The 19,979-nt window shown below is 36.6% G+C and carries 15 protein-coding genes; 2 read left to right on the top strand and 13 right to left on the bottom strand.

Going from position 1 to position 19,979, the window contains the following annotated elements; all coding sequences use genetic code 11:
- Positions 1-142 precede the first annotated feature (142 nt).
- Complete coding sequence (locus tag FXX65_RS07385; RefSeq protein ID WP_147615734.1) at positions 143-1,240, bottom strand: hypothetical protein; 1,098 nt, start codon at positions 1,238-1,240, stop codon at positions 143-145.
- A 137-nt stretch (positions 1,241-1,377) separates the two neighbouring features.
- Complete coding sequence (locus FXX65_RS07380) at positions 1,378-2,076, bottom strand: DUF2259 domain-containing protein (RefSeq protein ID WP_147613831.1); 699 nt, start codon at positions 2,074-2,076, stop codon at positions 1,378-1,380.
- Between the two features lie 151 nt (positions 2,077-2,227).
- Here FXX65_RS07380 and FXX65_RS07375 point away from each other — a divergent pair, with 151 nt between their 5' ends.
- Positions 2,228-2,992, top strand: coding sequence for a hypothetical protein (locus FXX65_RS07375; RefSeq protein WP_147615733.1), 765 nt, complete (start codon positions 2,228-2,230; stop codon positions 2,990-2,992).
- On the opposite strand, the gene FXX65_RS07370 is transcribed toward FXX65_RS07375, so the two are convergent.
- Entirely contained in the window at positions 2,975-3,595 is a 621-nt protein-coding gene (locus FXX65_RS07370; RefSeq protein WP_147613829.1) for a diacylglycerol/polyprenol kinase family protein, read from the bottom strand. The two genes, FXX65_RS07375 and FXX65_RS07370, sit on opposite strands and share 18 nt — an antisense overlap.
- Before the next feature lie 115 nt (positions 3,596-3,710).
- Complete coding sequence (flcA, locus tag FXX65_RS07365; RefSeq protein ID WP_147615732.1) at positions 3,711-7,358, bottom strand: periplasmic flagellar collar protein FlcA; 3,648 nt, start codon at positions 7,356-7,358, stop codon at positions 3,711-3,713.
- 156 nt (positions 7,359-7,514) lie between these two features.
- On the opposite strand from flcA, the gene FXX65_RS07360 reads away from it, so the two are divergent.
- Complete coding sequence (locus FXX65_RS07360; protein ID WP_147615731.1) at positions 7,515-8,234, top strand: isoamylase; 720 nt, start codon at positions 7,515-7,517, stop codon at positions 8,232-8,234.
- 28 nt (positions 8,235-8,262) lie between these two features.
- Here the strand turns inward: FXX65_RS07360 and ffh are convergent, their stop codons facing one another.
- The 9 genes from ffh to FXX65_RS07315 all read right to left on the bottom strand — a co-directional run bounded on the left by ffh (position 8,263) and on the right by FXX65_RS07315 (position 19,918).
- Positions 8,263-9,648 (bottom strand): signal recognition particle protein, encoded by a 1,386-nt coding sequence (ffh, locus tag FXX65_RS07355; RefSeq protein ID WP_147615730.1) that lies wholly within the window; start codon positions 9,646-9,648, stop codon positions 8,263-8,265.
- A gap of 72 nt (positions 9,649-9,720) precedes the next feature.
- The gene (locus tag FXX65_RS07350) at positions 9,721-10,782 is read right to left on the bottom strand and encodes an NAD(P)H-dependent glycerol-3-phosphate dehydrogenase (protein WP_147613825.1); all 1,062 of its coding nucleotides are present in this window, start codon (positions 10,780-10,782) and stop codon (positions 9,721-9,723) included.
- Between the two features lie 215 nt (positions 10,783-10,997).
- Positions 10,998-13,100: a methyl-accepting chemotaxis protein gene (locus FXX65_RS07345; RefSeq protein WP_147615729.1), complete on the bottom strand. Its 2,103-nt coding sequence runs from the start codon at positions 13,098-13,100 to the stop codon at positions 10,998-11,000.
- 291 nt (positions 13,101-13,391) lie between these two features.
- Positions 13,392-14,279: a 4-hydroxy-3-methylbut-2-enyl diphosphate reductase gene (gene ispH / locus FXX65_RS07340; protein WP_147615728.1), complete on the bottom strand. Its 888-nt coding sequence runs from the start codon at positions 14,277-14,279 to the stop codon at positions 13,392-13,394.
- An 86-nt stretch (positions 14,280-14,365) separates the two neighbouring features.
- A complete protein-coding gene (gene secF / locus FXX65_RS07335) occupies positions 14,366-15,280 on the bottom strand; it encodes a protein translocase subunit SecF (RefSeq protein WP_147613822.1) in 915 nt (304 codons plus the stop codon).
- Positions 15,280-17,028, bottom strand: coding sequence for a protein translocase subunit SecD (gene secD / locus FXX65_RS07330; protein ID WP_147615727.1), 1,749 nt, complete (start codon positions 17,026-17,028; stop codon positions 15,280-15,282). The genes secF and secD overlap by 1 nt, the downstream gene beginning before the upstream one ends.
- A 24-nt stretch (positions 17,029-17,052) precedes the next feature.
- Positions 17,053-17,505 carry a preprotein translocase subunit YajC gene (gene yajC / locus FXX65_RS07325; RefSeq protein ID WP_147615726.1) on the bottom strand — a complete coding sequence of 151 codons (453 nt, stop codon included), beginning with the start codon at positions 17,503-17,505 and terminating at the stop codon, positions 17,053-17,055.
- Between the two features lie 86 nt (positions 17,506-17,591).
- The gene (locus FXX65_RS07320) at positions 17,592-19,334 is read right to left on the bottom strand and encodes a tetratricopeptide repeat protein (RefSeq protein ID WP_147615725.1); all 1,743 of its coding nucleotides are present in this window, start codon (positions 19,332-19,334) and stop codon (positions 17,592-17,594) included.
- Positions 19,331-19,918, bottom strand: coding sequence for a hypothetical protein (locus tag FXX65_RS07315; protein ID WP_147615724.1), 588 nt, complete (start codon positions 19,916-19,918; stop codon positions 19,331-19,333). The genes FXX65_RS07320 and FXX65_RS07315 overlap by 4 nt, the downstream gene beginning before the upstream one ends.
- Positions 19,919-19,979 lie beyond the last annotated feature (61 nt).

Below are 19,979 nucleotides of genomic sequence, written 5' to 3'. Positions count from 1 at the left end.
AATACTAGCACAATTTAGCAAGGTTTGTCAGTTGATTCCAAATAGCAGAACCACATATTATCGTCTAGCCAGTCAATCGGGGTTCGCTATCCGCTCATCCTGCGACAAGCGCAGGACTTACGCCCCTAATGCCTGGGGTAAATTATTTTGTATACGCGACAGATGAATTTTCTTCGCCAGGTGTACAAGATTTTGCTACAAACCAATCGTCTTTTGTTGCAGTTATCAACGATTTATCATTTAATTCACCTTTCGAAAATTTAGAATTTAAATCTTTGATATTGTTCCTGCAAAGTGTTCTTGCAACCGTTACTCCGTCAGAACATGCTGCATTTTCAATTTCTTCGCCAAAAGTCCAAATCCCACTTTCAGAAGCGTCTTTGGCAAGTTTTTTTGAGCTTTCATAGTGCCAGGAATTTTTACCGCTTCCACTGAATAAAACAGCATCTTCAATAGAAGATTTGCAGGAATTTCTTAAAACTATGATATCGCTATCGCTTATTCGACTTTCAGTATTTTTTATCCATAAATCTCTGGCACTGTTGTGGCTATCGCTTGCTGTAGAAAGGCTCAAATCATCTCCCATTTCATCAATGCAATCACCACCTGTTACAGTTCTAAAATGCACAATTATATATTCACCTTGTTTTACTTGAATACATGGGAATTCATATTTTTTTTCTGCACCGTCGCTTCCGCTTTCTAATGCAAGACCTGCCAGATTTCCAGCTTTTAAAACATAAAGTTCAACAAATTCAGCCCTCTTTATTTCTCCAGAACTTGCAAGGTGTTTTGACCTTACTTCGCTCAACAAAAGCCTTGCAGGATTTTCGTTAAAACCCTCAAACGGAAGGCTAAAAGTCAAAGTATTTCCGCCTTGATCTTTTATAGTTCCGCTAAGTTCATAAGATTTTCCAATTTCCGTCGGATTTTTTAAATTAAAATTTACTTTTGTTCCATCTGTGCTATAAGTAGTTTTTAAATCTTCTTCTATGCAAGTTCCTTCCGAAGATTTTACTTTTGTACCAGAAACGATTATCTGTTTTGAGCAGGCTAAAACAAGGTTAGATTTATCTTGAACAGAAAAAGAAACGATTTTGGGCGATGTTAAATCGTCTTTTAAAATTTCAATTCCTTCATCGCTAAGCCTGCAACTTACAGGAAAAGAAACCGCAAAAACAACTGTTGCAGTTAAACCAAAAGTTAGTGCAAAAAGACGCACATATTTTTTTATATTCACACTTCCTCCTTCCAGCAAAAACTGGACACAAGATATATTGCGTCGAAAGTGCAAATTTGACATTTTTTTAATAAAAATAAAAAAAGCGGAGCAAGATTTTTGCCTTGACTTCCGCTTTGCATTAAAACAATTCGCTTTTATATTCGTATGGTTTCGACCATATAACGAATGCAGGTTCCTGTTTCATCTTCAATCTGTTTTTCAATTACAAAAACTAAATTTCGCCCGCTCTTGTCGGAAAAAATTCGGTTTATCGTATAGTTTGTAACGCCTTTTCTTCTTATATCAGGATTGCCGACAATATTTCGGCTTATGACATTGCCAAGTTCATCCTGCTTTTCAAGCACAATAAAAAATGAAGAGCGACAAGAAGAACCTTTTCCTTCAACATTTTTTTCAAGTTTTATGTGATAGAATACGCTTTTTTCTACCGTTGAGCCTTCAAAATCTTTAAATACTATTTCGCCATTGGATGAAGAATTTTCCCTCGTAAAAAGAAGATTATCTGGCGAAGATTTTTTTATATTGTATTTTTTTAGAGTCCATTCCGCTTTTTTTAGGAGTTCTTCATAAACTTGTTTTCCACTTTTTTTTGCAGTTGCAACCGATGGAGTAGTTCTAAAGACTTCCCCAGAAATCCAGTCATTTTTTTCGATATCAACGCAATAAATTCCTGCATATCCTTGAAATGTTTTATCAGTCTTTCCGTATTCTGCAAAAACATAGGTTTTCCCGTCGGAAGATAATCCAAAATCAACAAAAGCCGCAGCATCGCCTGCAAATGACAACGAAATTGCTACAAAAATTGTCAAACAAATAAAAAGCTGCTTTTTCATTTTTCCCCCTGACCATTTCTAGTCTTATTCTATCTTCGGTTTTTTCTATTAAAGTCTTTACTTAATTTTATTTTGCTTTTAATATCTTCCCATGACCTTAAAAGTTCGTAACCGCATTATGCAATTATTTTTTTTTACATCAATTTTTTGCATGGCAGTTGCTCTATGTTTTTTTCTTGCAGCGCTTTTTTACAAGGCGATAGTTCCACCACCAAATTTAAGAATCCCTTTTTTTCTGGGGAAAATTCCTTTTTTAAAATACAGCTTTGTTGCAACGATGGTGGCTATTTCTTTGATAACGATTTTTGCCCCTTTGATGACTTTTCATGTTGTAAAACTTTTTGAAAACACTCAAAGTTCAGAAGTGATTTTTTTTATCGGATTTTTGGCAGGTTGTCTTTGCGAAGGAGTTCGTTTTTTAACTCCGCTATTTGGACTTTGGTCAACTTTTTCAACTTTGCTATTTTTTTGCGGAAGAATAACATTTATTGGAAGAATTTTATGCCCTTTGAGTTTCGTTTTTGCAGCGATTGCAAGTTCTGTAGAACAAAGGCAAGATATTGAACGAAACATAATGATTCTAATAACAATCTGCGTTGTTTTTGCTCTGATTGTCCCTATAAACACCGCTCGCATAAGTTCTTCTGGAGCAGTAACTTGGGGATATCCAAAACTCATTTTTATTTCTAGAATTGTTTTTGTGATGATAGCGTTTTTTTCTTTTTGGGTAATCGCTATAAGACAAAACGCCCCCGAATACAAAAAAATATCAATCTATATGCTTATTTTGCTGACGGGTCATGCGTTTTTAGTAACAGCAGACAACTATTTTTTTATCATCTTAGGACTCCCTCTTATAGTTTGGGGAAGCAACAAATATTTACGAACTTTGCATTCTCTATATATGTGGCGATAAAATTTGGGCCAAAAAACTTATGCTTATAGGAATAAATATGTTGTCGAAGTCTTTTAAAGGCAGACCTTCTATTATTGTTCCTACAAAGGCAAGTAAAAGACTAAAAAGGGTATCATTCAATATAAAAAACGATGTAAAAAAAATTGCATTAAAACAAGTAAGGCTACCTGCTGCTGTTTTCCCTCCAGTTAAAGGAACTTCTATCTTGCCAAAGGTCTTTCCTGCCAAACTTGCAAGCCCATCGCCAAATGCAAGGGAAAGAATTCCTACTGTAGCAAATTTTTCTTGAAAAAAAACTGCGGAAAAAATTATTCCAACAACCAAGGTTACAGGGCCATATACAAAATGATTTTCGTCTCTTTTTCTTGCAGCGGCTTCTGTTATTGTACTTACAAGAGGGATGCTTTTTCCTTTTAATCGCAAAAATTCACTTACAATATAAAATAAAAGCAAAGCTGAAAGCAAAATTATTGTAGGAATTCTATAAAAATGCAGTAAAACTGGAACAAAAGCGGTACAGACGTGGATTGATTTTCTGAAGACTTCTTTTTTGAGTGAGATAATGTGTTTTTTTATGTCGATTCCAACTCTTGAGCAAATCATCGTTTATCCTCGAAGTAAACAATCATCTTATTATAAAGATACTTTTTGAAAATCAAAAACAATTTTTGCATAAAAGTTGACCTTCAACTAGCACACAAGCTTCAAAAATCAAAATCTAATCAAGGATTTTTTCTGCCGTAAGAGTCTTTGGAATATCCGTATATATTGCAGGCTCATAATCAGAGCGCGAATTAGTGATGTATTTTGAATTCTGCAAGGCGAGATTGCTTCCACCAAGCCTTACCATAGTTTTTGGATTTCTAGTCAAAGCATCCCACGCGCGTATTGAATCAGAAAGTCTTACCAAGCTTTCTGCATTTTTTTTGCTGTCGCCAGTTTGTTTTGCAATTTTATAAAGCGTTACTCCAAGATTGTTGTTGACCTTTAAGAACATTTCGACGAGACGATTATCGTCTTCTTTATCTTGAGGAAAGAGCATCAGATGTCTGTTTTTTTCTGTATTCAAAAGGCTTAAAAGCCTTGAATAATATCCTTCTGCGGCAAAATTATCGCCCCTGAGCGAAAGCACATTTGCAAGTGCAAGCAAGAGGTTAACATCAACATCTTCTGTTTCGTTTGCCTTTAAAAAAGAATTTAGTGCTTTATCGTATTCATAGTTATTGTATCTTATCGCACCAATTCTAAAATTTATGCTTGCTGTATCGTTTTTATTCAATATCGCCTGCTCATAATCATTTAAGGCAGCATTCATATCGCCAGATACAAAATATTCGATGTCGCCCATAGATGCATACAAAAGTCCTGTGTTTTTATCTCCTTCTAAACCTGTCCGTTCATTCTCATTTTGGAACAAATTTATTCCTCTGGCATAGATTTCTTGAGCTTTTAAATATTCGCGAGTGTCGGCATAGAGATTTCCCAAAAGTCTGCAAGCATCAATTTCTTGGTAAACATTCTTCTTGGTTCGTTTTTTTAGGGCGTCAAAACAATCGAGAGAAAAAGTCAATTCTCGTTTTGCTAAGTCAAAATTGCTATTTTCGTTAAAATATTTTGCCATATTGTAGTGTGCTGTAGGATTTTCTGGCGCTTTTTTTAAAGCGATTTCGAGCATTGCCCGAACATCTTCAATCTTTGAACGCAGGTACTCTTCTGAACGCGGAAGAGGTCCATAGAGTTTTTCAAGAGCGTAGCCAGAAAGTTCAACCCAATCATCTTTTCCCAAAGATTTTTCTCTAGGATAAAAACGATTTTTTAACTCAAGCACATTTTTTAATTTATCAGTTCGAATAAAGTAACGAAGCATCCTAGAAAGATAGAGGTCGTTTGCTCCATAAAGTTGAATCAAGTCTGAATATTGCGAGCGCGCATCTTCATATTTTGAGGGTTCAACTTCGCCCCATTCCAAAAATACATCGCCAAGCAACAAAAGAGCCGAAGAATCATTTATATGAAAGTCTAAAATTTCTCTGCGTACGATTTGTTCCGCTTTTTCATAATTTGCCCTGTCGTAAAGTTCCATCTGAGCCCAATCTAGACCTGCTTTTTTGTCATGATTAAAAATACCCAGGATATTTTTGTACATTTGAGCCGCTCTTTCGTACTGATTATGGTCTCTATATCCTTCTGCATATTTAAAAAACCATTTTTTTATCGGTTTATATTTTACAGCATCCGCAAAGACAGATTCCGACTGCTTATATTCGTTGTTTTCGAGCAAGGTGTAGCCTTGACTGTAGAGAATACGCGCCATCGTTGGTTTATAGATAAACATAACTCCAGCTTGAAAAAGCAGATAACAAAGGAGCGCAACAACTGTAGCAAAAATTCCACCTGGGATTATCCTGTTTTTAAGCTGATACTGAAACGACTGCTTGTATGCTTCATATTGTGCAAAAGAACGCCTCTCATAATCCCGTGGAACATCGATGGTAATATCGAGCATTTTTTCGAGATGAGTGGCAAGTTGTCTTGCAGGCACTTTTTTTAAGACTTTTTCTAAAACCTCAAAAACCGCTTCGTCTGTAAATTCATTTTTTACGACTAAATCTTCTATCGCAAGACGAAGATTAAGAGGATATTCAGCAAAATTTTTTCTGAAAATTTTATATTCTTCATCGGTCAAAGAATTTTTTGGTTTTCCACCAGATTTTGAAAAATCTGCAATATCAACAGCAGGACGACCTTTTTTATCAAAAGCAACAGTATCCGTATCTGAAAAACCTGGAATTTCAAAACTATTTTCGTCAAATAAAAAGTCATCTTCTGGAACTTTTGGAACTGTAACAGGAAATTCATCTGCTCCCAGAGGCGACGGAGCAGGCTTTGAATCTCCGCCAAAGTCTATATCGCCTGCCCCAGCCATTCCATCAAGTGCACTAGAAAAATCTTCTGAAGGTGGAACTTCGCTGGAAAAATCTGTAGCAGAAGGTTCATCAGAACTTGCGTCCAGAGGATTTGCCACTGGAGCTGTGGAAGTCGCAGAATCAGGAGTTGAAGGCGTGTCTAAATTAGAAGAAGATTCAAGATCAAAATCTGGCAAGTCAAAATCTAAATTGTCGTCAGTGGAGTTTTGTAAATCTTGGTCAGGCGAGGATGAATCAATTTGCGCAAAGTCATTTTCGTCTGAGAGTGAATCAACTGAAATTTGAGATTCATTCGGTTTTTTCTGCGCAGAATCCCCACCAGTATCGTCTACATTTTCTGATGGAGTTTTGCTTTCTGACGAAGAATCCTTTGGCATATCGCCATCTTCATAAGCAATTTCATCAGGGATGTCATCATTTAAATTTATTTCTTCCCCCGAATATGCAAAATCATCGTCTTCATCATTTTTAGCAGAAGCATTTTTATCGACGGAAATCGTATTCGCTGTTTGTTTTGAAGCTGCGTTATCGACTGGAGTGCTTACAAAATCCTCTTCGTTTTTTGGAGAATCAAGCCCTGTGGCTGCAAAACCATCGTCGGTTTTTGGAGAACCTAGTCCATCTATATCAAAATCATCATCTAATTTTGGTAAATCAAAAGAATCTAACGAAAAATCATTCTCGCTTTGTGGAGTCTCATTTTCATTTTGAGAAAAACCAACTTTATCGGCTGAAACTTCATCGACATTTTTAGAGGAATCTGCTTGAGTGTTTTTTAGATTAGCAACATTTGCCAAATCCTCTGTAGCATTTTGCAAGGCAGCAGAAGTTGAAGCAAAATCATCATCGCCATTTGAAGAATCTAGTTCGCCTATCGCAAAATCATCTTCATCGTTTAGTAAGTCAAGACCGCCAATTCCAAAATCGTGTTCATCGTTTTCTTGTGCTGGCTCTTCACTTTGCTCATTTGCAGGAAAATCGTCTTTTATTTCGTTTTTGGCAGGTTCTTCTGGCTGAGGGGGATTGAGCAAACTCGTCAAATCCATATCTTCTAGAGGAATCTCTTCTTTTGCAGGCTCTTTTTCATCTTCAAATTCGCTTAAATCGGGAATTCCACTCGAATCTGTAAGTCCAACAGGATTCAACAATGCTTGTAAATCTGGTGCACCACCGCTTTCTTGAGCATCAGCATTTTCTTCTTGAGCGGAATCTGCACTTTGAAAATCCTGTTCGCTCGTCGCTTCCAAAACTTCTTCTTGTTTTTGATTTGAATCTTCTGGCATTCCAAGAATAAAATCTTTAGAGTCGTCTTCTTCGGAGATGCCTTCTGGGAGAGGAACTATTGCCGGTTTTTCTCCACGCTGTGCGCGAATTTTTTCTTCATCACCGACTTTTTTTATGTCATTGGTAAATTTTTTAAGCTGATTTAATCCCGGCATTTGTCTTTAATTTTACTCCAGATACAAAATTGGAACAAGCAACTATATTTTTAGTCCTTTCTCTTTGGATTTTCGGTATATTTAAAACACCTCTTTAGAAGTAAAATATCTTTATCAAATATTAAACCTTTTTGTTTTTTTTCCGAAAATTTGATTATGAAAAGCATTTTTATCGCATCAATTTTTTTTGCATTTTTGTTAACTCCTGTTCTTGCAAAAAATGTTGCAGAAAAAAAAGATACTTACGACTACGACAGCATAGTGCGCTCTATAAATGATGTAACACAGCCGTTGGTAATAGACGGATATGCGGTTTTTACGGCAGAAAACAATGCAAGAAATGTTGGCATAGCCTTTGATTTTGAAAATTATTCAAAAATTCACTCATATAAACTCAGAAAAATTTACGACTACGAAGGAAAAGAAACTCGTTCGTGGTATTTTTTTATATTAGAATTGCCAAAAAAAATCGAATCGATTTCCTACAAATTGATAATAGACGGATTGTGGACAGCGGATCCCACAAATAAAAACACAATTTACGACAGCCAAAATGGAATTCAGCTTTCGTATCTTGAACTTCCAAAAATTGACGAAATGATAACACAAACCGTAAATGAGGGGTTTACAAAGTTTGTATGCAAAAGCAGTTCTGGTCAAAGAATTAGACTTGCAGGAACTTTTACAAATTGGGACAGTTGGATTTATGAGATGCAGGAAGTTCAACCCGGAACTTACGAAATTACGCTTCCTCTTCCAAGCGGAACTTACTACTACGCATATTACACAGGTTTAACGCGTTTTATAGACGAAACTAATCCCGAAAAAGCCTATACAAAAGATGGAAATATAGCGAGCAAGATTACCGTAAATTAAAACGAAAATAAATCCTGCTCAAAAAAAATCATCGTCCAAAACCTGAAAAATTGCCAGGGAATCCGCCCATCCCACCACCAGAAAGACCTGCCATTCCCTGCATGAGTTTTGCCTGCATTCCTTTATTCTTTGTCAATTTTTTCATTGTGAGTCTTGTCTTTTCAAACTGTTTTAAAAGTTTATTCACTTCAGAAACGCTGGTTCCGCTTCCTTTTGCAATTCGTTTTCTGCGGCTTGGACCTATTATAAGATAATTGCGTCTTTCCTTCGCGGTCATCGCTTGAATTATCGCCTTTTGTCTTTTCATTCCAGAAAGGTCGAGTTTACTTTCGTCTATCTGTCCAGACAAACCTGGAATCATATCCAAAATTGAAGAAACGCTGCCCATTTTATTTACACTTTCAAACTGCAAAAGCATATCGTCCAAGGTGAACTCGTTGCGAGCCATCTTTTCCTGCATTTTTTTTGCTTCTTCTTCATCAACTGTCTGCTGAGCTTTTTCTACAAGGCTTACGATATCGCCCATGCCCAAAATTCTGCTGGCAATGCGCTCTGGATGGAAAGGCTCAAAATCCTCTGTCTTTTCGCCCGTACCAATGAACAAAATCGGTTTTTCCGTGATGGTTTTTAGAGAAAGGGCTGCACCACCTCTTGCATCAGAATCGAATTTTGTAAGGATAACGCCAGAAAGAGAAAGCTGCTCATCGAACGCTTTTGCAATATCAACAGCGCTTTGGCCTGTCATAGAATCTGCGACGAGGAGTGTCTCCTGTGGATTGAGTGCTTTTTTTATAGCAATCAATTCTTCCATCATATCTTCATCAATTTGAAGTCGCCCTGCAGTATCCACAATTACAGTATCAAGAGCGTTTTTCTTTGCATAAGTAAGAGCATTTTTGCAAACTTTAACAGCATCTCTTGCACCGGCTTCAAAGTAAACAGGAACATTTATCTTTTCGCCCAAAATCTTTAACTGCTCTACTGCGGCAGGCCTAACCAAATCGCAGGCAACCAAAAGAGGCTTTCTGTTTTCTTTTAAAAGTCTAAATGCAAGTTTATGAGCAGCTGTAGTTTTTCCTGCACCCTGAAGCCCTAAAAGTAGGATTACAGATTGAGTGTCTGGACCTTTTAATGAAAGGTCAACTTTTTGATCGCCGAGCATTTTAACAAGGCGATCGTAGATAATTTTTACAAACTGCTGCCCAGGGTCTACCGCTTTAAGAACTTTTTCGCCTTTGGCTTCTTCTATTGTTGAATTGACAAAGCGACGAACAACTCTGAGATTAACATCTGCTTCGAGAAGAGCCATCTTTATCTGTTCAACAGTTTCCTCGATATTTTTTTCTGTGATTGTAGATTTTCCGCCAATCGTGCGTACTATACCGGCAAATGTATTTGTAATTTTTTCAAGCATTGTTTGCTCCACCGCCCTGAACTTTATAAAAATTAAAACAGAGCAAATTTCCTTTATGAGAATTTAATATTTTTAATCGATTTTTCCGCTAGTCAAAAGACGATTTATAAGCTCGGTAGGTTTTATTTCTTTGTTTAAAATCCTGTAAAGACCTTCACAAATCAAAAGTTTTATTCCCAGTTTTTGTGCGATTTCGTGAACATATTTGCAGGCAACCGCACCTTCCGAAAGATAACCGATTTCGCCAATGCGCTCAATTAAATCGTCCAAATCTGAAAATTTATCAAGCATATCGGTTCTTATCATATCCTGACCAAAACGACGATTCCGCCCATATTTTGAACGGCAAGTAACTTCAAGGTCACCAACACCTGCAATCGAAGTAAAGGTTTCTGGATGAGTTGCGCCCATCGCCATTCCAAGCGTTTGAATTTCGTTAAGACCTGCTGCCAAAAGCAAGGATTCTGCATTGTCGCCAAATTTGTCGGAATGTTCTGCTATTGCGTCCAAAGCGCCGTAAACGATTGCAATTACGTTTTTTGCCGCTGCACAAATCTGAACTCCAATCACATCTAAAGAAGAGTAAACCATAAGACCAGGAACTGTCATCAATTCTCTAAAGCGTATTGAGTTTTTTGGATTTTCAGATGCAGCGATAAGTCCAGTAAGTTTTCCCATTGCAACTTCTTCTGCATGAGAAGGGCCAGAAATGTAAACGAGAGATTTTTTATAACATTCAGGGAGCACTCCTTCTAAAGTTTCCAGCACGAGTTTTGGGCCTTGTACAGAAGTGATAAATCCCTTTGTTATTACGCCAATAGTTGTTTTTCCCTCTGCAACATCTTCAACTTCCAAAAGTTGTTTTGCGCAAGATGCAAGATACAAAGATGGCGAAGCTAAAATCAAAAAATCTTTATCGCTTGCAACTTCTTTTATTTCAGAAGAAGCACTCATATTTTCTGAAAGCGGATAGCCAGGAAGATAGCGTTTGTTTTCGTGATTTTTATTGATTCCGTCAACTACATCCTGTTCTCTAGCCCACATTTGAACCTTATGTCCACCACGAGCAATCGCCTGGGCAAGTCCCGTACCCCACGCACCTGCACCGATGACACCAACTTTCTTGAATTTCATTTTAGACCTCTATAAACCTTATTTAAGGTGATAAAAACAGAGCAAAGACTTATCTTTTCAGACTAGAACTTCTTTTGCATATCGCAAAACAATGTGTACTCATGAGAAGCAATTATATCACAATAGAAGTTGTATCGCAATTATCGAAGAATTTTCAGATATTTCAAACAAAAAAGGCAAGAGATTAAATTTCTCTTGCCCATAAAATGAACATTTTAGACCTTGAATTTTCCCACTTCGTCTCGCAGGTTTTCAATATTTTCTCTGTTTTGCTGTGTAATACTATTTATATCTTGCATAGAAACATTTATCTGCGAAATTCCAATTGCCATCTCTTTTATCGCTTCTGAGAATAGTTTGGTTATTCCATCCAATTTTTCCATTTCCTCTGCCATACCGCGTCCACCAATGAGCATTTCGTCAGAACCATTTTTTACTTCGGAAGTAACATCGCTTATCACTTTTATTGCAGAAAGAACTTCATGGCTTCCTGTTTTTTGTTCGCGCATCGCATTTGTTATTTCAGAACTCATATTTTGAACGTTCTCGGAAAGTTCGAATATCACATTGAATTTTTCTTCTACGATTTCCGCATTTTTAGAAAGGCTTTCGATTTCTTCACTCAAATTATTGAGAGTCTCTGTAATCAACTTTCCTTGTACGCTTGATTCTTCTGCCAATTTTCGTATTTCATCGGCAACAACCGCAAAACCTTTTCCAGCTTCGCCTGCGTGTGCCGCTTCTATTGCTGCGTTCATTGCAAGAAGGTTTGTCTGGCTTGCAATATTTTGAATAACATCGCTCGCTTCTATAAGTCCGCCAGATTCTTCTGCAATTCTTTGTGTAACGGTATTAGATGCAACCAAGGTGCTTTTTCCTTCAGAAGTAGCAGCAGCGAGAGCCTTTACTGCAGAGTCGGTTTTTTCCAAAGAGTGAGTTATAGAATCTATATTAGAAACCATTTCTTCTACAGAGGCAGAAGATTGAGCGACAGAAGCAACTTGATGTTCAATTCCTGCATTGAGATTTTCTATCGTTCTTATTATTTCTTCTATAGTTGCAGTGGTTTCTGTAACGCTTGAAGATTGAGTTTGCGACTGCTTTTTTATGCTTTCGATATTTGCACTTATTTCGTTTAAGGCACTAGCAGATTGAGCCATATTATTGGCAAGTTCATCTCCAGTTTCTTTCATAGAAACGGAATTTTCTCCAACAGAATTTATAGAATCGCGTATTTTTTCCATAGTATTATTGAAGAATCTTGAAAGTTCCGTTATTTCATCATTACCAGAAAGTGGGATGCGTTTTGTTAAATCGCCTTCACCTTCAGAAATTCCTTTTAATGCGCTTACAACTTTATTTATAGGCTGCAAAAATTTTGTAACCAAGAATAAAAAGAAAATTTCAACAACAAAGACAACCGACAAAATACTAAGCAAAAGAATGCGACGCAAAGTTACAATTCCTTTAAGGAATTCATCTGTAGGAGCACTTACACAGACAAGCCAATTGTTGTACTTGATTTTTGAATGTGCCGACAGTCTGTCCTTTCCGTCCCAAAAATAACTTCCAGTTCCTGCTTCTTTGCTACTTAATGCGAGTTTAGTAAAACCTGCAATTTCTTCATAGGCAGGATTAGATTCCGCTTCTTTGATAGAATTGAACAAGGTTTCAACAAGTTTTCTATTTTTATGTCCTACAACATTTGCTTCTGCATCTATGATATAGGCACTTCCAGTTTTTCCAACCATAATGTCATCAACTTGCATAGAAAGCCAATAACCATCAAATCCTGCATCCAAAACGGCAACAACTGTTCCGCTATCATCTAAAATAGGCACGCTGAATACCATAGTAAGTTTGCCAGTCACGCGACTTATGCGTGGTGGTGCAACAAATTTTTTGCCACCTTTAGAAGCTTGAAACCAGTCTCTGTCATCAACCTGTGTTACTTCAAGACCTGTTGTATGCCTTAAACCATTTAAATCTGTAATTCCAAAAAAAAATACATTGGAATTAAAAGTTAAATCTTTTTTTAAAAGTTGAAGTTTCTGAAGAAGAGAAAGAGAATTATTTTTAAATTCATCACTTCTTGCAATACCATCCAAATAATTCCAAATGGACTCAATTCTGCTATCAATTAAGAGAGAAGTATCCTTAGCTTTTTCCAAAATTTGAGTACGAACGTTTTCTTTTACAGAATTAGAACTAAACCGTATAGCAAAGAAAAGGAACATTCCTGTCGAAGACAAAAGTAAAATATTTAAAATTATTAAAATTTTATATTTTAATGAAAAAATTTTTTTTGGTTGTGACATATCACTATCTCCTAAAAACAAATTTTAAAACTTAAAATTACAAAGAATTTTCACTCAGTTTTTATAAGCAAAAACTTCTATAATTAAAAAATTTAAAATTGTTAAGAAATAAAAGATATAAATCCCGAGAAGGAGCAGATATAAGACATCTATTCGCTATAAATACAAAAAAATGCTTATAAAAAACAAACACTACAACGAAGACCATATCTTAATTCTAACTTAAACGAAATTATACAGAGGTAACTAATAAAAGTAAAATATTACAGAAAGTTTTAACATAAGATTATCTTAATGCTGCAATGCTTTTTCAACCTCGTCTATAACGTCGTCTGGAGTGCTTGCACCTGCTGTAAGTCCCACAACTTTAAGTTTAAAAAAAACTTCAGGAATTTCAGAGGCATCTTCTATCAATGCTGCCATATTGCAAAGTTTTAACGCTTTGTCGTAAAGCCTGTTTGTATTTGCGCTGGATTTTCCACCGATTACCAAAACGCCTTCAACTTTGCTGCAAAGTTCGTCTAAACTGTCCTGCCTGTCGTAAGTTGCAGGGCAGATTGATTTTACAATTTCTATATCAGAAAGATGAGTTTTTAGAGAAGCGGCAATTTCTTCAAAAACCTTTACGCTGAAAGTCGTTTGGCTTATCAAAACAGATTTTTCAATTTTAAAGTTTTTCTCCAATTCGCCAAGTTTTTCGAGTGCTTCTTCTACGGATTTTATCAGGATAAAATTTAGTGGAAGTTTTTTTTGAAACGCGCCTTTTTTTGCAGCACCTTCAATGCCAACAACTTCGCCATGATTTTTATCGCCGGTAAAAAAAATCACATAGCCGTTTTTTGCGTATTCGCAGCATTTTTTTTGATTTTTTTGAACGATTGGACAGGTTCCATTTAAGATTTTTGCTCCTGTTTTTTCAAGCAAATCTTGAATTTCTGGAGAGATTCCATGCGCCCTTATAACAACAGTATCGCCTTTTTTTAATATCGAAATATTTTCTTCGGATAAAATTTCAAGACCGTTTTCTTCAAACTTTTTTAAAGCAACAGGATTGTGAATCAACGGACCAAAAGTATAAACTTTGCCATTTCCTTTTTCGCTTAGCGCATTGTTTGCAGTCATAACCGCACGACGAACGCCAGCACAAAACCCCATCTTTTCCGCACGGATAATCTTCATAGAGCGATTTTAACAAAAAAATAAGGGAGAGAAAACTGCGTTTTTCACAATTCTCTTCTCCCTTAAAAAAGTAAACAAAGTTTTAATTACTGCTCGCTTTCAAAACGAACAACATTTGCTTTAGGCAAAACCGCACCCGGCTTCCAATTTCGTCTTACAAAATTGATGAAAGCACCTGATATAAAGATTGAAGAATAACAACCTGAAATCAAGCCAACAACAAGAGCGATTGCAAAGTTTTTTATGTCGCCAGAAGTATAGATAACCAAAGCAAAAACAGCGAATAAAGTCGTAAGAGTTGTAATTATAGAGCGGCTCATTGTTGAATTAAGAGCGCTATCCATAATTTGACTGAATGTTTTTGCCTCTACAATTTTTTCGTCAGAACGAACGCGATCAAGGATTACGACGGTCGCATTAATTGAATAACCAATTATTGTAAGAATCGCAGCGATTGAAGTCGTGGTAAATTCAAGCTGAGAAAAAGATAGAAAAGAAATCATTATCAAAGCATCGTGTATTACTGCAATAACCGCAGCAAGTGCAAAATCCCACTTAAAGCGAATCAAAGTGTAAACAAAAATCAATACCAAGGTTGCTAAAACCAAAAGTATTGAACCTCGAATCAAACTTGAAGAGAATTGTGCGCTTATGCTTTGGCTCTGCTCTACTACAACATTTTGCTTTCCATATTCTTTTACAAGAACCGAACGGATTGCAGATTCTGCACCTTCGTCCGCAGCAGTTCTTATCTGATAGGTATTTTGATTTCCTGCCGCTTTTACAGAAGCGTTTATTCCCTGTGCAGCAAGCACCTGCGTAATCTTGTCGGCATTTACATCGTTATAAACGACTTCAACTTGAACGTTCTGTCCTGGTTTAAACTCAAGTCCCCAATTCATACCGCGAACAAAAAGACTTACAATTCCTGCTATAATTAAGATTGAACTTAATACAACGGCTACAAGAGAAAATTTACTAAATTGAATTGTTTTTTTCATTATTGTTTTACTCCCCAGCCGATACTGATTTTCTTTTGTCCTATAACATCTGTGTTAAAGTCGAACATCAATCGAGAAATAACAAGAGCGGTAAATACAGATGAACAAACACCTATTGCAAGCGAAACCGCAAATCCCTGAATTGAGCCAGTTCCAAGCTGAGAAAGGAACAAAGCCGCAATAAAGGTTGTAATGTTAGAGTCCATAATCGCCCAAAATGCGTTGTCAAAACCAGAAGCGATTGCAGCCGCACGGCTTTTACCAACAGCAAGTTCTTCTTTTATGCGCTCGAATATGATTACGTTTGCGTCTACAGACATACCTACAGTTAAAATCATACCTGCAATAGAAGAGAGAGTGAGCGTCAAGTTGAATGCCGAAAGTACAGAGAACATTATGTACATGTTCAAAATCTGTGCGATAACCGCATAAAAACCTGCGCCAAGATAGTATACAAGCATGAATATCAAAACAAGTCCAAGACCCAAAGCCAATGCCATCATACCTTGATGAATCGCTTCTTTTCCTAAAGATGCACCAACAATTTGCTGGCTTTCAACTTTTAGAGGAACTTCCAAATAAGAAGTTTGAAGAACTTTTTGAATATTTTGCGCTTCTTCAACAGAAAAACCACCAGAAAGGCTTACGTTTCCGCCAGTAATTGCCTGACGAATTGTTGCAGCTGACTTTACTTTGTTGTCGTTTACGATTGCAAGGCGTTCGCCTACATGTGCACCTGTAAATTCAGCAAAAATCGTAGCACCTTCAGAATCAAGCGAAAAGTTTACTTCTGTTTGACCAGTTGTCTGGTCGCGGCTTACCTGTGCAGATTTTACATGGTTTCCGTCGAGGGAAACTTCTTTTTTTACTGCGATATAACCAATTCTCTGGTCAAGTCCGTAAGCATCTTTTGTGTAATATCCAAAAACTTCTGTATCTTCAGGAATTATAGAAGGATTAGCCAAAGAGCCGTCTTCGTTAAAAGCGTCAGGTCCAACAGAAGCATAATAAGCAGAAAAAGCATTTGTCGCATTTTCATCTACCAAGCGGAAGTTCAAAATTCCTTTTCCCTGAACGATTGAATTAACGCTTTCTCCATCAGCAGAGCCTGGAATTTCGATATAGATTCTATCTTCGCCTTGTTGACGTATAACAGGAGAAGAAAGACCGAATTTGTCGATTGAGGCAGTTAAAGTTTCCAAGGCCTGTGTCATCGCTTGAGTTTTAAAAGCGTCAGGATTATCAACTTCTGAAGTTTCTCTCTGCTTTGCAAGAGCAGCGTCTAAGTCAGCCTTTACGATGATGTTCATACCACCGCTCAAATCAAGACCGAGTTTTACAGAATTCGTATAGAAATTCTTTGCTTTTAAATATTCATTTCTGTAGTAATCTTCAAAGACATTCTGAAGTTCACCTGCGCTAGAAAAAGCAGAAAGAATTGCTGCAATATCCATCTGTGCTGGAACTTGTTTTTTTGCAGCTTTATATGCTTTTTTTGCAGCTTTTACAACATAAGAATAAGATTTATCCAAAGTTGCAGAAGAATTTTGGTTTGCTTTTGTCCTGAGAGAAGCAACTTCTTCTCTCGCCTTTTTTTCTGATTCATCTTTGATTTTTTCCAAAGAGCTCAACGCGATAGCTTGAACATCGTTTGGAGTACAAAAGTACCAGCAGATTGACGGTCTTAAAAACAAAGCACAAACTGCCAAGACAACCAGAATTAGAATAAAACGACTTCGTTTGTTCATTTTTTTAATTCCACCCCGAAAAACCTATTTGCTTTCCGACTCAACATCAGTTGTAGAATTTTCAGCAGGTTTTTCTTCTGTCTTTGCAGAATCTTCAGCCTTAGAAACTTCTTCAACTTTTTTCTCGTCTTTTTTTGATTTTTTTGCAGGTTTTTCAGCAACTTTATCTGATATAACAGTAGCGATTGCAGAGCGATTGAATTCTAAAGTCGTGTCTGTATCAACTTTTACAACTACAGTTTTTTCTTTTGTGGAACTTACAACGCCGTGAATTCCACCGATAGTTACTACTTTATCGCCCTTTTTTATAGCGCTCAACATTTTTTCTGTTTCTTTCTGTTTCTTATTTTGAGGGCGAATTATAAAGAAATAGAAGATTGCGATAATTAGCGCAAACGGCAAAATAGACATAAGAATGCTCTGATTTTGTGGTTGGCCAGCCTGTGGAGCGGCCATCAATAAAGGTACAAAAGACATTTTTTCCTTCCTTACTAAATTTAAATTTATAGCGATAAGAAGATAACATTTTGATAGTCGAGTGGTCAAGTTAAGAAGGATGATGATTACTTGGATAGAAAGATTTCAAGTTCCGAATTTAATTTTAGAAGGCTTTCATCTGCTGGTGAAAGAGAAACAACCTGCTTTAAATAATATTGTGCTTTTCTGTATTCTTTTTTGTTGAAATAGATTTGATATAACCTAAACAAAGCATCTTTATTTCGAGGATTTGCTGTAAGACTTGAACGCAAATCCAGGAGAATCGCATCTTCTGTAGTCGAAATAAAACTCTTTTGATAATACAAAAAACTTTTTAGCCTTGAATTTGCAGACGGAAGAGTTTGTTCAATAATCTTTAAAGCGCGAGCATTGCGGTCGGTCGAAATTAAAACCTTTATAAAAGTTTGAAGAACTTCTTCGTCTTTTGGGTCGTGCTCGTATAATGAAGCAATTAAATTCCAAGCTTCATCTTTTTTACCGCTAGAAAGACAGATTGAAATATGCGTAAAAATCGCATCCTTTGGAGAATTTTTTAATCTTATCAATGAAGAAGAAACCGAATACGCTTCGCCCCACTTTTTTTGCTGTATCAAATCAGCAATCTTTATCTGCAAGGCATCTACATTTTTTTCATCTTTTTGAAGTATTAAAGAAGCAAGTTCTCCTGCACTCTTTTGATTTATCTTCATTCCCGTTTCTGCTGCCAAAAAAGCGGCGGTCAGTATTATTTCTTCATCATCAGGATACAAAAGCAATGCTTTTTCTATAGTTGCAGAAGCCGCACTCATATTCTTATTCCAGTCTTTCTGAACTTTTGTGCGCAAAACCAAATATTCACGGTTTTTAGAATCCGCCCTTGCATAAACATCCAAAAGCGAAGCAGCGCGGATATAATCTTTTTTTTCTACGAGAATTTTGGCCCTAAAAAGCAGATACGAAGAATTTTCTGGCTCCTGCTGTAAAACTTTTGCAACATAAAGTTCACTTTCATCCAAATCTCCCAGATCGAAACAGGATAAAGAGCAAAGTTTTAAAGCCGGAACGTAAACAGGATTTTCTTCCAATATCGATTTTGAAATTGAAAGCGCAGAATTGTAGTCTGAAATTCTATAATTTATGTCTGCAAAGGCGAGATTTGTTTCTACACAAGTTTTGGAATATTCCCTTGCTTTTTGAAAGTACGGATACGCTTCCTTGTATTTTTTTTGGCGTTTAAAAAGCGAACCCATCAGATAATTTGCCAAAACACTATTTTCATTTATTTTTAAGGCAGCGGTCAAAGAGTCAAAGGATTTTTCATAATAATCGCTTCGAGTTTCTGAGGTTACTAAAACCAAAGAAGGCAACACCAAAGTTAAAAAATCTGAATTTCCAGTGCTTTCATCATAAATTCCTTGCCTTGCAGAATCTATCGCACCGCTGTAAGGATTCGGTGGTAAGGAATCAAAAAGCCCAACCGAAACATTTTCGCTTTTCCAAAGTATGCTCATGAGCGAAGTTGCCACATTTAAAAGGATTTTTTCGTTATTTGAATACAAAGAAGAATCTTTTCTTAAAAGAGAATAAGCTTTGGTTATCGATTCTGGAGAGCCGTTTTCTACCGCTTGCACCGCTTCTTTTGAAACTCCAGAAAAAAAATTTTTTTCTTTTGCAGGAGGAACTGCCAGAGCGATGGCTTCTGAAGCATCTGCCTCGTAAGTCGATTCTATGTGATCTTTTGGTTGCAAAACTGCTTTTGGAGAAGATGCGCAGGAGAAAAATATTATTGGAAGCGAAGCGACTTTTATAAAGTCTAAAAAACGCCTCATTCCCTAGCAACCATTTCGTCTTCGCTTTCGCTCGTGTCATAAGGAAAATGAGAAGCTGGATTTTGCTGAATCAAAAACAGCACCACCAAAGAGAGCCCCAAAAGGAATGGGAAAAGTGGCCAAAAAATAGAAATCCATTTTCTAAACGACATATCGATTATATCAAGCGAAAAAAGCATGAAAAACAAACCCAAGAAAACAAGCATCATCGAAGGGAAAAAATAAGAAACGCGAATTCGCCTGTCTTTTGCAATACCTGTGAACATCAAAGAAATTCCTGCCAGAACAATTACAAAAGGCCACAGGCTAGAAACACCAGCACCAATAACCCCAGAGCTCAATATCATAAAGAAAAAACCCGCCAAGACAGAAAAAAGTCCAGAAAAAAATACCAGAGCATAGTTAAATTTTATGAGTGAAAGGTAAAAGACAAACGCTCCAATTACAGTTACGAATACAGTCCAAGTTTCTATTTGTGCATTCAATTTTGACGACACTCGCACAAAAAAAAGAATTCCAGTGAGTATGCAGATAACTCCCAATGCTAAAACCATATTTAAAGTAGCTGCCGTTAATTTTTTCATTCCCTAAACCTTTAAAACTATAAGCGAATTCAAAGTATAGAATACAATAAGAATAGCCCCC

Source organism: Treponema pectinovorum (genome assembly GCF_900497595.1).
Taxonomy (GTDB): Bacteria; Spirochaetota; Spirochaetia; order Treponematales; family Treponemataceae; genus Treponema_D; species Treponema_D pectinovorum.
Note: the sequence above shows the minus strand (reverse complement) of the source record. Positions and strands in the feature narration are given on the sequence as shown.

Excerpts from the sequence above, each read along its gene's own strand:
- FXX65_RS07350 (WP_147613825.1), bottom strand. The coding sequence starts at position 10,782 with ATGAAATTCAAGAAAGTTGGTGTCATCGGTGCAGGTGCGTGGGGTACG.
- FXX65_RS07315 (WP_147615724.1), bottom strand. The coding sequence starts at position 19,918 with ATGAAAAAATTAACGGCAGCTACTTTAAATATGGTTTTAGCATTGGGA.
- FXX65_RS07345 (WP_147615729.1), bottom strand. The coding sequence starts at position 13,100 with ATGTCACAACCAAAAAAAATTTTTTCATTAAAATATAAAATTTTAATA.
- FXX65_RS07380 (WP_147613831.1), bottom strand. The coding sequence starts at position 2,076 with ATGAAAAAGCAGCTTTTTATTTGTTTGACAATTTTTGTAGCAATTTCG.
- yajC (WP_147615726.1), bottom strand. The coding sequence starts at position 17,505 with ATGTCTTTTGTACCTTTATTGATGGCCGCTCCACAGGCTGGCCAACCA.
- secF (WP_147613822.1), bottom strand. The coding sequence starts at position 15,280 with ATGAAAAAAACAATTCAATTTAGTAAATTTTCTCTTGTAGCCGTTGTA.
- FXX65_RS07360 (WP_147615731.1), top strand. The coding sequence starts at position 7,515 with ATGAAAAGCATTTTTATCGCATCAATTTTTTTTGCATTTTTGTTAACT.
- FXX65_RS07375 (WP_147615733.1), top strand. The coding sequence starts at position 2,228 with ATGGCAGTTGCTCTATGTTTTTTTCTTGCAGCGCTTTTTTACAAGGCG.
- secD (WP_147615727.1), bottom strand. The coding sequence starts at position 17,028 with ATGAACAAACGAAGTCGTTTTATTCTAATTCTGGTTGTCTTGGCAGTT.
- flcA (WP_147615732.1), bottom strand. The coding sequence starts at position 7,358 with ATGCCGGGATTAAATCAGCTTAAAAAATTTACCAATGACATAAAAAAA.
- ffh (WP_147615730.1), bottom strand. The coding sequence starts at position 9,648 with ATGCTTGAAAAAATTACAAATACATTTGCCGGTATAGTACGCACGATT.
- FXX65_RS07370 (WP_147613829.1), bottom strand. The coding sequence starts at position 3,595 with ATGATTTGCTCAAGAGTTGGAATCGACATAAAAAAACACATTATCTCA.
- ispH (WP_147615728.1), bottom strand. The coding sequence starts at position 14,279 with ATGAAGATTATCCGTGCGGAAAAGATGGGGTTTTGTGCTGGCGTTCGT.
- FXX65_RS07320 (WP_147615725.1), bottom strand. The coding sequence starts at position 19,334 with ATGAGGCGTTTTTTAGACTTTATAAAAGTCGCTTCGCTTCCAATAATA.